Here is an 11,977-nt window from a genome sequence, read left to right as displayed (position 1 = left end):
CACGCAAGACCACGGCGCATCACGGCATGTTATAGAAGAATTCCTCGCGCACGATGCGGCCGTCCTTCACGTGGTAGATCGCCACCTCCTCCATCAGGCTGCGCTCGCCGCTGGCCTTGTCGGTTGCATCCACCTTGAAACAGACCGCAAACCGGTCGTCGCCGTGCAGGTACGGGCCTTCGATCTCGGCGGAATGCATCTCCATGGCGCTGTCCCACCAATCGTGCTTGCCGCGAATGCCGTCGCGGCCATGAATTTCGGCGCTGTCCTGTCCGGGCATGGCCATCGCTTCCACGGAGACCGCGTCCTCGGCATAGAGCGTTTCGAGGTTTTCGCGCTCGCGGCCTTCCCGGCAGCCGGCGACAAGCGCATTGGCAACTTCAATCAGGGTCATGACAAATCCTCGGGTTCAATGTTCACGTAATGTTCACACTACCCCAAGTAGGAGGATTCGGGAACGAAAATCGGAATCAGTGGTCGCGCAGGGCGGCGATCAGCTCATCCTTGGTCATGTCCGATCGGCCGTCGATGCCGATCTCCTGCGCACGGGAGTACAGCTCATCCTTGGTCCAGTCCTCATATGGCGGCTGCTTGCCCCCTTTTTCGGACGGATTCATCGCGTCGTTGGCATTGGCATTGGCGATCCGGGCCGCCTTTTCCTTCGACATGCCGTCATCGCGCAGATCGTCGTACAGCTTTTCGTTCTTGATGCTTGGGCGGGCCATGGCGCGTTTTCTCTCAAAGAAGCTCAACGGCAGGTCGCGGGCTTCGGTTCCTTGCCAAGACCGCCCCCCGCTTCTATGACGCGATCCATGTTGGACATCCCTCAGAACCGCCCCGCCCTGCCCGCCGAAATCGCGCGGCGGCGGACCTTTGCCATCATCTCGCATCCCGATGCGGGCAAGACCACGCTGACGGAGAAATTCCTGCTCTTCGGCGGGGCGATCCAGATGGCGGGACAGGTGCGCGCCAAGGGCGAGGCGCGGCGCACGCGGTCGGATTTCATGCAGATGGAAAAGGATCGGGGCATTTCCGTCTCGGCCTCGGCGATGTCCTTCGATTACGGCAATTTCCGCTTCAACCTCGTGGACACCCCCGGCCACTCGGATTTCTCCGAGGACACGTACCGCACACTGACCGCGGTCGATGCCGCGATCATGGTCATCGACGGCGCCAAGGGCGTGGAATCGCAGACCCGGAAGCTCTTCGAGGTCTGTCGCCTGCGCGACCTGCCGATCCTGACCTTCTGCAACAAGATGGACCGCGAAAGCCGGGATGTCTTCGAGATCATCGACGAAATCCAGGAAAACCTCGCGATCGACGTGACGCCCGCTTCCTGGCCGATCGGGATGGGGCGCGATTTCATCGGCGCCTATGATATGCTGAACGACCGGCTGGAGATCATGGACCGCGCCGACCGCAACAAGGTCGCCGAAAGCGTGCAGATCTCGGGGCTCGACGATCCTGAGCTTGCCAAGCACGTGCCCGAGAACCTGCTGGGCCAGCTGCGCGAAGAGATCGAGATGGCCCGCGAATTGCTGCCCACGCTCGACCCGCGGGCGGTGCTCGAGGGGCACATGACGCCGATCTGGTTCGGATCCGCGATCAATTCCTTCGGCGTGAAGGAGTTGATGGATGGCATCGGCCGCCTCGCTCCCGAACCGCAGCCCACCTCCGCCGAGCCGCGCCAGATCGCGCCCGAGGAGGAAAAGGTCGCGGGCTTCGTCTTCAAGGTGCAGGCCAACATGGACCCCAAGCATCGCGACCGCGTGGCCTTCCTGCGCCTGTCCTCGGGCCATTTCGAACGCGGAATGAAGCTGACCCATGTGCGCTCCAAAAAACCGATGGCGATTTCGAACCCGGTGCTGTTCCTGGCCTCGGACCGCGAACTGGCGGAGGAAGCCTGGGCGGGCGACATCATCGGCATTCCCAATCACGGCCAGCTGCGGATCGGCGACACCCTGACCGAGGGCGAGATCCTGAAGGTCACCGGCATCCCGTCCTTTGCACCCGAATTGCTGCAATCGGCCCGGGCCGGCGATCCGATGAAGGCCAAGCACCTCGAAAAGGCGCTGATGCAATTCGCCGAGGAAGGCGCGGCGAAGGTGTTCAAGCCGACTTACGGCTCGGGCTTCATCGTGGGCGTGGTCGGCCAGCTGCAATTCGAGGTTCTGGGCAGCCGGATCGAGATGGAATACGGCCTGCCGGTGCGCTTCGAGGCGTCGCAATTCACCTCCGCGCGCTGGGTGCACGGGTCGCAGAAGGCGGTCGAGGCCTTCGTGAACGCCAACAAGCAGCACATCGCGGAGGACAATGACGGCGACATCGTCTACCTCACGCGGCTGCAATGGGACATCGATCGCGTGGTGCGCGACTATCCCGACATCACCCTGTCGGCGACCAAGGAAATGATGGTCTGAGCCTTCGCTCGAAATCGCGGCAATCGCCGCCGGATTTGCCCGTTGCAGCCTTGTTCTGGCCGCGAAGCTGCGCCACGCTTCGGCCATGGCCGCGCGCACTTCCAAATCGCCCAGTTACCCCGGCGGGATCGACGCCGTCCTGACCCAGATGGAGGGTCGGCGCGAGCCGTTGTCCCATGCCGAGGGCGAGGGTCTGCCGCCGCTCGACATCGACCTGAAGGCCCTGAAGAAAGCCATTGTTCCGAACCCCGCGGACGATCCCGCCGAGCAACCGCCCTTCCGCTCCTCCTATCATCGCAAGCGCTTTGCGCTGCGGCAGGAATTCACCGGCAAGAGCGAACTGGCCTGCCTGCACGGGCTTCTGGTCGCGCATCTGCGCAAGCGCGCCTGGCCGGATCACGCGCCGGCGCTGTTCCGCAGGCTCTGGGCCGAGGAGGCCGACTTCCTGCTCGCGGCACTCGATGCGCGCTGGCAGGTCTCGGCGGTGACGACCTTCGGCGATCACGGCGCGGGGGCCGAGGAACGCGCGGTCGGGCTTGCCTTGTCGACCCTTTTCGGCGCGATGAAACTCTACGAAACCGAGCGGCTCTTTTCCGGCCGTCCGCCCGAGGCGGCTTTCGCCCTCGACGACAAGGTCAAGGCCCCGCTGCCGATGCAGATGGACGCCTATGCGCTGGGCTCCGGCGGGCTCGACGTCAACATGCTGGGCCGGCTCTGGCAGGAAGCCGACGCCGCCCCGGTGATCCGCCCCCTTGCCCGGAACCTCATCGAGGCACTGATCGAGGACCCGGCGACGATCTTCCGGCGGTTGCAGGTGATGAAGGCCCGCAAAGCCCGGCGCAAGGATGCGGACGCGCCCAAGAAGAGCCGCAAGAAGAATGTCGCCCCCGTCCCGGCCCGCGCCGCGCGGCCTTCCGCCACGGCGCCGCGCTGGGGCATCGTCGCGACCGTCCGGGCCGACAGCGCCGATATCCTGCGCTTTGCCGCGCATCATCTCGAGCTCGGCGCGCATGAGCTGCATCTCTATCTCGACGCGCCCAATCCCGAGGCGATCCGCGCGCTCGGCGACGATCCGCGCCTGCGGATCACCACCTGCGACGACAGCTATTGGCGCGCCGCGGGCAAGGAGCGGATGAGCGCGCACCAGTTGCGCCAGGTGTTCAACGCGACCCGGACGATGCGCCGGCAGGCCGAGAGTCTCGACTGGATCGCGCATATCGATGTGGACGAATTCCTGTTGCCCGACAGACCCTTGGCCGCGCTCCTTGCGGAGGTGCCCCCGGACAAGGCGCTGGCGCATCTCACGCCGGTCGAGGCGCTGGCGACCGAACCGGGCACGACGCCCGCGGCCTTCAAGATGACCCACACCGCGGCAGGGATCCGCAAGGCGAGCATCCAGGACGTCTATCCGACCTTCGGCATGCACCTGACCGGCGGGTTCCTGAGCCACGCGACCGGCAAGGTCTTCGCCCGTACCGGCATTCCCGATGCGCGGCTCGGCATACACACGCTGAAATATCGCGGCGCGGATGTCTCGAACCGGGCGCCGCTCGCTGGCTGCCTTCTGGCGCATCTGCACGCGCCGAGCTGGGAGGCGTTCCTGCATCACCTGCCGTTCCGCCGCAGCGTCGGCTCCTACGCCAAGCAGAGCGAGCGGCCCGGCAAGCTCGGCGTGGCCGACATCCTGACCTATCTCGAGGCCGAGGAGGGCGAGGCCGGCCTGCGGACCTTCTTCGACGAGGTCTGTCGCGACACGCCCGAACTGCGGCAGAAGCTCGCAGCCCACGGGATGCTGGTGGAGTGGCCGCTCGACCTCGACGGGGCAGTGGCGCGGGTCTTCCGGGGGCGCGCGGCGTGACGCGATGGGGCATCGTGGCGACGGTCAAGGCGCCGCTGCCGCGCCTGCTGGACTTCGCGGCCTGGCATCTCGACCTCGGCGCGTCGCAACTTTTTCTCTATCTCGATGACGGCGATCCCGCCGCGCGCGAGGCGCTGTCCGGGCATCCCCGGATCACCGTCACCGAAACCGACGCCGCCTATTGGGCGAAGAAGGGCGGGCGCCCCGACGCGCATCAGAACCGCCAGTGCCGCAATGCCCGGCACGCCAATAATCGCAAGACGGACCTCGATTGGCTGGCCCACATCGACGTCGACGAATTCCTACTGCCCGAGGGCGATATCGGGGCCGCCCTCGCCGCTTTGCCCGATGCGGCGCTTTGCGCGCGGATGCGGCCGGTGGAGGCGCTGGCCACCCCGGAGGGCTCGGATAAAATCACGTATTTCAAGGCGTTTCATCTTGATCAGCCCACCCGGCAGGCAGCCGCATCGCGTATCTTCGGGGCCTGGGCGCAGCATCTGTCGGGTGGATTTCTCAGCCATGTCGCGGGCAAGCTCTTTTTTCGCGCAGGGACCAAGGGTTTGCAGATTCGCATCCATAACGTGATCCTCGACGGTGAACAGAACCCGGGTCAGGCCACGCTCGACACGGTGCGCCTGGGGCATTTCCACGCCGCCTCGTGGGAGGCGTTCGAGGCCGCCTACCGGTTCCGGCTGGCCCACGGGTCGTATCGCGACGGGCTCAATCCGCAGGGCCGCGCGCCCGGGGCGCTGAAGCTGCACGACCTCTTCCGGCAGATCGAGGCGGAGGGTGGCCGGGCGGCGCTCCGGCAATTCTACGAGGACGTCGCGACCGGCACGCCCGCGCTTCTCGGGGCTCTCGAGCGGGAGGGGCTGCTTTATCGCCGCGATATGGACCTGCCCTCCCGCGTGGCGCGCCACTTTCCTCACTGCGTCGGCCAAATGGCGCGACAAATCCTTTGAAGACAAGGGTTAGATTGACGGCTGACCCCCTTTCGGCTATGAGGCCTCACGCCGCGCGGAGAGGTCTTCGCGCCCCGGCCCAGCGTTCGGCCGGACAGATGCAGACGCACGGGCCGGAACGTGTCCGTGAACATCGGATACACATGACCAAATTTACCGACCTGAATCTCGGCCCCAAGGTGCTGAAAGCCGTTATCGAAGCCGGGTACGAAACCCCGACGCCGATCCAGGCGGGCGCCATTCCGCCCGCGCTCGAGGGCCGCGACGTCCTCGGCATCGCCCAGACGGGCACCGGCAAAACCGCGTCCTTCACGCTGCCGATGATCACCAAGCTCGCCCGCGGCCGTGCCCGGGCGCGCATGCCGCGCAGCCTCGTGCTTTGCCCCACGCGCGAACTGGCCGCGCAGGTGGCGGAGAACTTCGAGACCTATTCCAAGCATGTGAAGCTCACGAAGGCGCTGCTGATCGGCGGCGTGTCCTTCAAGGAGCAGGACCAGCTCATCGACAAGGGCGTCGACGTGCTGATCGCCACGCCGGGCCGGCTTCTGGACCATTTCGAGCGCGGCAAGCTTTTGCTGACCGGCATCGAGATCATGGTGGTGGACGAAGCCGACCGCATGCTCGACATGGGTTTCATCCCGGATATCGAGCGGATCTTCTCGCTCACGCCGTTCACGCGCCAGACGCTGTTCTTCTCGGCCACCATGGCCGCCGAGATCGAGCGGATCACCAACACCTTCCTGTCGAACCCGGCCCGGATCGAGGTGGCGCGCCAGGCCACCGCGTCGGAGACGATCGCGCAGGGCGTGCTGATGCTGAAACCCACGCGCCGCGACCGCACCGACAGCGAAAAGCGCAAGGCGCTGCGCGCGCTGGTGGATGCCGAGGGCGAGTCGCTGACCAATGCGATCATCTTCTGCAACCGCAAGGTGGACGTGGATATCGTCGCGAAATCGCTCAAGAAATACGGCTACGACGCGGCTCCGATCCATGGCGATCTGGAGCAGTCGGTGCGCACGCGGACGCTCGATGGGTTCCGCAACGGCGAGTTGAAGATCCTCGTGGCCTCGGACGTGGCCGCGCGCGGCCTCGACGTGCCTTCGGTGAGCCATGTCTTCAACTACGACGTGCCGAGCCATGCGGAGGATTACGTGCACCGCATTGGACGCACGGGCCGCGCGGGGCGTGACGGCAAGGCGATCACCCTGTGCATCCCGCGGGACGAAAAGAACCTCGAGGATGTGGAGCGGCTGATCGACAAGCCGATCCCGAAACTCGTCAACCCGCTGGGCGACACGACCCCGGACGAGGAGTCCGCGCCCGACGCGGCGCCCGAGACCGAGGCGAAGCCCAAGCGCAGCCGTTCGCGGTCGCGCCGGAAGAAGGACGACGACGCGCCGTCGCAGGCCGCGCCCGAGACGGCGCCCGCCCCCGAGGCCGCGGCGGAGCCCGCCCCCCAGAAGGACGCGGCCGCACCGCAGGACGAGCAGCCCGCGCGGACGCGCCGCGATGCCGACAGCAACCGCGGCAAGCGCGATGCGGACAGCAATCGTGGCAACCGGGGTGGTGACGACAATCGCGGCAATCGCGACGCCGACAGCAGCCGCGGCAATCGCGGCGGTGACGACAATCGCGGCAAGCGCGGCGGTGGCGGACGCGGCGGGCGCGACGACAACAAGGTCGTCGGCATGGGCGACCACATGCCCACCTTCATCGCGATGAGCTTCGAGGAGCGCAAGGCGGGCTGATCCCCGCCGCGCCCGGGCCGACCCGGATACCGGACATGCGAAAGGCCGCCCTCGGGCGGCCTTTTTGCTGTGCTGGGGCGGAAAGGCCCCGCCCCGGACCCCGGCTTCGCCCCGGGGCCGGGCAGCGGTCGCTCAGCTCAGGCGGCTGATGACCACCGTGACCTCGGGCTTCTTGCCGATCTCGTTCTGTGCCGCGTTGCGGACCGCGCGGCGCAGACCCTCTTCGAGGGCGTCGTCATCGGCCAGGACCTTGGCCTTGGCGCGTTCGACGAACTGGCCAAGCTCCTCTTCCAGCGTTGCAGCCAGCGGCTGACGGCTGCGGCCCGTCTCGGGCAGGCCCATCGTGTCGCACCAGGGCTCGCCCAGGGGCGTGTCGTCCTCGTCGATCACCAGCGTCACGGTGACATGCCCGTTGAGCGCCATGCGGATGCGGTCGCGCACCACCCCGTCCAGCGCACCGATCTGCACCGAGCCGTCGAGATAGGTGCGGCCGGTTTCGACGAAGTCGCAGGGCTTGCCCTCGATCAGGTCCACCATCGTGCCGTTCGGCGACAGCACGCCCTTGCGGCCCTTCGAGGAGGCCAGCGCGGCATGGGTGCGCAGGTGGCGGTGTTCGCCATGCATCGGCACGACGACGTTCGGCTTGATGATGTCGTGCATCGCGAGAAGGTCGGGACGGTTGGCGTGGCCCGAGACGTGGTAGCGGCCCGAGCTGTCGTCGATCACGTCGACGCCCTTCTCGGAGAACTGGTTCATGATGCGGATCACGCCGCGTTCGTTGCCGGGGATGGTCTTGGAGGAGAACAGGAACAGATCGCCGTCCTTCACCTCGATCCCGAAATGCTTGCCGCGGGCGAGCTGCGCGGAGGCCGCGCGGCGTTCGCCCTGGCTGCCGGTGACGATCAGCATCAGGTTCTCGCGCGGCACATCCGCGGCGTTCTCGATCGGCACGACCGAGGGGAAGCCGGTCAGCACGCCGGTTTCGACCGCGGCCTCGACCATGCGCTGCATCGCCCGGCCCATCAGCACGATGGAGCGGCCCGCGCGTTCGCCCGCCTCGGCCAGCGTCTTCAGACGCGCGACGTTGGAGGCGAAGGTGGTCGCGACGACCATACCCTTGGCATCGAGCAGGAGTTTCTCGATCTCGGGGCCCACCGTCGCTTCGGAGCGGCCTTCATGCTCGGAGAAGACATTGGTCGAATCGCAGATCAGTGCCTTCACGCCGCCCTCGGCGATCTCGTCCCACATCGCGCGGTCGAAGGCCTCGCCCACCACGGGCGTCGCGTCGATCTTGAAGTCGCCGGTATGCACGACGCGGCCCAGGGGCGTGTCGATCACGAGGCCGGAGCTTTCCGGGATCGAGTGCGAAATGGGCGCGAAGCCCACGTCGAAAGGCCCGGCCTTCTGGGTTTCGGGCCAGGGTTCGCGGACCTTCACGGTATCGGCGCTGAAGCCCTTCTCGTCCATCTTGCGCCGCGCTATATTTGCGGTGAAGGCGCGCGCATAGACCGGCGCGCCGAGATCTTCCCAGAAATGCGCCAGCGCGCCCACATGGTCCTCGTGGGCATGGGTGATGAAGATCGCCTCGATCCGGTCGCGGCGCTCCTTCAGCCAGGTGATGTCGGGGAAGATCAGATCGACCCCCGGCGAGCCGTCCATATCGGGGAAGGTCACGCCCAGATCGACGACGATGAGGCGCTCCTTGTCGGGCTCCCCGTAGCCGTAGACATAGCAATTCATGCCAATTTCACCCGCGCCTCCCAGCGCGAGGTAGATCAATCGTTTACCACTCATTCAGGGTGTCTTTCGGTTTTGTTGTACAGATGGATCACGGTCAGTCCGTGCATCGTGAGTTCGTCTTTCCAGTCGTCAAATAGCTCTTCGGCCTGTTGGAACAACGGCGCGAGCCCGCCGGTGGCGATGATCTTCATGGGCCGCGCGCGTTCGGCCTTGATGCGCGCGCAGACCTCGCGGATGACCCCGACATAGCCGTAGAAGATGCCCGATTGCATGCATGCGACGGTATTGGTGCCGACAACCGTCTGCGGGCGCGAGATATCCACGTGCGGAAGGGCGGCGGCGGCTTCGTGCAAGGCCTGCAGCGACAGGTTCACACCGGGGGCGATCACGCCCCCCACATAAGCCCCGTCGGTGTCCACCACGTCGAAGGTGGTGGCGGTGCCGAAATCCACGACGATCAGGTCACCCCCATAGAGATCGTAGCCCGCGACCGAATTTACAAGGCGGTCGGGGCCGACAGCGGTGCCCGCATCGACGCGCACGTCGATGGGCAGCGCGCAATCAGGCCTGCCCACGACCAGGGGCCGGGTGTTGAAATAGCGATCCGCCAGGACCCGCAGGTTGAACACGACGCGCGGCACGGTCGACGAAATGATCATGTCGGTGATCTGCGCATCGACCTTCTGCAGCGACATCAGCGTGGACAGCCAGACGTAATACTGGTCCGCCGTGCGTTGCGTCTCGGTCGAGGTGCGCCAGGTGGCGATGAACTCCGTCCCGTTCCAGATCGAGAAAACGGTATTGGTATTCCCGCAATCCACGGCGAGCAGCATGGCGCGTCCCCCCCTTTCAGAAAAACACATCGGCGGCGGCGATGGACACGCGCCCTTCGGGCGTCTTTAGGACAAGATTGCCGGTGGCGTCCACCGTCTCGAAGATCCCGCGCGTCTCGGCCCGGGGCGTGCGGGCGGTGATGGGCTGGCCGATCCGGGCCGCGCGGGCGAGCCAGGCCTGCCGGATGGGGCCGAATCCATGGGTGGTGAAATCGGCTTCGCGGGCGGCATAGGCGGCGGCGAGATGGTCGAGGAACTCCTCCGGCGGGATATCCGCGCCGGTCTCGGGCAGGAGCGCCACGGGGGCCAGCGCGCCCTCCTCGAGCGCGGCCGGATCGGGGGCGGCGCGCAGGTTGACCCCGATCCCGATGGCGAGGGCGGCGACCCTGCCCCCGGATCCGGTGCTTTCCAGCAGGATCCCCGCGAGCTTGCCACCGTTCAGCAGCACGTCATTGGGCCATTTCAGCGCGAAGGCCTCGGTCCGTCCGGTCAGCGTCACGCAGGTATCGTGCAGCGCGAGGGCGGCGACGAAGGAGCGCAGGGCGACGATGTCTGCGGGCTCGGACGGGTGAAGAAGGAGCGTGGCCGCGAAATTCCCGTCCGGGCCTGCCCAGGCACGGCCCCGTCGGCCCCGCGCGGCGGTCTGGCGGTGGGCCATGATCCAGGCCGGACCCGCCAGCGTGCCCGCCCGGCGCAGCGCTTCGGCATTGGTGCTGTCGGTCTCGGGCAGGATGACGCGGTCGTAGCCCGCAGGGAAGGTCATAGGGCGACCCCAAACCGCGGACCCAGGGCGACCTGGCAGCCGCCGCCAGCCGGCCCCGTCGCACCGATGCTGCGCCAAACCCCATCGGCGCGCCTTTGGCGCGCCGGGCTGGCGCTGGTCGCGGCGGCCTTGGCCGATGCGACCCCACCAAACCAGCGACGCGGCCCAGGGGGCCGCGTCACAATTGGATCAAGCGGAAAAGCCGGGATCACGGCACCAGCGTCGCCGCCGCCGCCGCCGCTGCCCCTTCGATCCCGAAGAGGTTGATGACACCGACCACCATCGCGATGGCCGAGAGCGACAGAAAACCGTAGAGCACCGGCGAGGTCCCGGCATCGAGCGTGTCGTCGCGCTCCTCGCCGAAATACATGAAGAAGACGATGCGCAGGTAGTAGAACGCACCGATCACCGAGGCGATCACACCCGCGATGGCGAGCCAGGCGAGCCCGCCCTCATAGGCCGCGCGCAGCACGTAGAGCTTGCCGAAGAAGCCCACCAGCGGCGGCACGCCCGCCAGCGAGAACAAGAGCACCAGCATCGCCAGCGCCCGGCCCGGCTCGACCTTGGAGAACATGTTGAGCGACGCGATATCGGTCACCGGCTGGCCGTCCCGCTCCATCGACAGGATGAAGGCGAAGGTGCCGACATTCATGGTGACGTAGATCGCCATGTAGATGAGCAGCGCCTGCACGCCGAACTGCGTGCCCGCGGCAAGGCCCATCAGCGCGTAGCCCATATGGGCAATGGACGAATAGGCCATCAGCCGCTTGATGTTGGTCTGGCCGATCGCGGCGACGGCCCCGAGGAACATCGACAGCACCGAGAGCATGGCGACGACCTGCTGCCAGTCGCCGACAACGCCGCCGAAGGCCTCGAACATCAGCCGCGCGAACATCGCCATGGCCGCGACCTTGGGGGCCGTGGCGAAGAAGGCAGTGACCGGCGTGGGCGAGCCTTCGTAGACATCGGGCGTCCACATATGGAACGGCACGGCGGAGACCTTGAAGGCGAGGCCCGCGGCCATGAACACGAGGCCGAAGAGAAGCCCGAGCGACGCCTGCCCCTCGCCCGCGGCCTCGATGATGCCCGAGAAGAGCGTCGTGCCCGCAAAGCCGTAGGTCAGCGACGCGCCATAGAGCAGCAGGCCCGAGGACAGCGCGCCGAGGACGAAATACTTGAGCCCGGCCTCGGTCGAGATGGCGCTGTCGCGGCGCAGCGAGGCCACGACGTAAAGCGCCAGGGATTGCAGCTCGAGGCCCATATAGAGCGACATGAGGTCGCCCGCGGAGACCATCATCATCATGCCCACGGCCGAGAGCGCGATCAGGATCGGGTATTCGAAGCGCAGGATGCCGCGGCGCGCCATGTATTCCTGGCTCATCACCAGCACGGCGGCGGCGGAGATCAGGATCATCACCTTGGAGAAGCGCGCGAAGCCGTCATTGATGAACATGCCGCCGAAGGCCTCGGTCGTGGTGCTGCCCGACGTGGCGATCCACAGGGCGACCAGCGTGAAGAGGCCGGCCGTGGTCCAGACGAGGAGCGAGGCAAGGCCGTCCTTCGCGGTATAGACCGCCCCGATCAGGGCGAGCATCGCGTAAACCGCGATGACGATCTCGGGCAGGATGACGGCGAGGTCTGACTGGATCATGG

10 protein-coding genes are annotated in these 11,977 nt (G+C 66.6%); 4 read left to right on the top strand and 6 right to left on the bottom strand.

Annotation, left to right across the window (positions count from 1 at the left end; all coding sequences use genetic code 11):
* Positions 1–19: 19 nt before the first annotated feature.
* Together BW990_RS06170 and BW990_RS06165 are read right to left on the bottom strand one after the other, a co-directional pair.
* On the bottom strand, positions 20–394 hold the full coding sequence (locus BW990_RS06170) for a nuclear transport factor 2 family protein (RefSeq protein WP_076446040.1): 375 nt from the start codon (positions 392–394) through the stop codon (positions 20–22).
* A 76-nt stretch (positions 395–470) separates the two neighbouring features.
* Positions 471–725, bottom strand: a complete 255-nt coding sequence (locus BW990_RS06165) for a DUF7218 family protein (RefSeq protein ID WP_076446038.1) — start codon at positions 723–725, stop codon at positions 471–473.
* A gap of 87 nt (positions 726–812) precedes the next feature.
* Here BW990_RS06165 and BW990_RS06160 point away from each other — a divergent pair, with 87 nt between their 5' ends.
* The 4 genes from BW990_RS06160 to BW990_RS06145 all read left to right on the top strand — a co-directional run bounded on the left by BW990_RS06160 (position 813) and on the right by BW990_RS06145 (position 6,988).
* Complete coding sequence (locus BW990_RS06160) at positions 813–2,420, top strand: peptide chain release factor 3 (protein WP_076446036.1); 1,608 nt, start codon at positions 813–815, stop codon at positions 2,418–2,420.
* Positions 2,421–2,505: 85 nt separating this feature from the next.
* Entirely contained in the window at positions 2,506–4,278 is a 1,773-nt protein-coding gene (locus tag BW990_RS20965) for a glycosyltransferase family 2 protein (RefSeq protein ID WP_083950490.1), read from the top strand.
* A complete protein-coding gene (locus tag BW990_RS06150) occupies positions 4,275–5,240 on the top strand; it encodes a glycosyltransferase family 2 protein (protein WP_076446034.1) in 966 nt (321 codons plus the stop codon). Before BW990_RS20965 ends, BW990_RS06150 begins: the two co-directional genes overlap by 4 nt.
* Positions 5,241–5,383: 143 nt before the next feature.
* Positions 5,384–6,988, top strand: coding sequence for a DEAD/DEAH box helicase (locus tag BW990_RS06145; protein WP_076446032.1), 1,605 nt, complete (start codon positions 5,384–5,386; stop codon positions 6,986–6,988).
* 132 nt (positions 6,989–7,120) lie between these two features.
* Here the strand turns inward: BW990_RS06145 and BW990_RS06140 are convergent, their stop codons facing one another.
* The 4 genes from BW990_RS06140 to nuoN all read right to left on the bottom strand — a co-directional run bounded on the left by BW990_RS06140 (position 7,121) and on the right by nuoN (position 11,975).
* Positions 7,121–8,782, bottom strand: a complete 1,662-nt coding sequence (locus tag BW990_RS06140) for a ribonuclease J (protein ID WP_076446030.1) — start codon at positions 8,780–8,782, stop codon at positions 7,121–7,123.
* Complete coding sequence (locus BW990_RS06135; protein ID WP_076446028.1) at positions 8,779–9,561, bottom strand: type III pantothenate kinase; 783 nt, start codon at positions 9,559–9,561, stop codon at positions 8,779–8,781. Before BW990_RS06135 ends, BW990_RS06140 begins: the two co-directional genes overlap by 4 nt.
* A 16-nt stretch (positions 9,562–9,577) precedes the next feature.
* Positions 9,578–10,324 carry a biotin--[acetyl-CoA-carboxylase] ligase gene (locus tag BW990_RS06130; protein WP_076446026.1) on the bottom strand — a complete coding sequence of 249 codons (747 nt, stop codon included), beginning with the start codon at positions 10,322–10,324 and terminating at the stop codon, positions 9,578–9,580.
* Positions 10,325–10,532: 208 nt separating this feature from the next.
* Positions 10,533–11,975 (bottom strand): NADH-quinone oxidoreductase subunit NuoN, encoded by a 1,443-nt coding sequence (gene nuoN, locus BW990_RS06125; protein ID WP_076446024.1) that lies wholly within the window; start codon positions 11,973–11,975, stop codon positions 10,533–10,535.
* Positions 11,976–11,977: the final 2 nt, after the last annotated feature.

The sequence above is a fragment of the Roseivivax lentus genome, assembly GCF_900156805.1.
Taxonomy (GTDB): domain Bacteria; phylum Pseudomonadota; class Alphaproteobacteria; order Rhodobacterales; family Rhodobacteraceae; genus Roseivivax; species Roseivivax lentus.
This window is presented reverse-complemented; position numbering and strand designations above follow the sequence as displayed.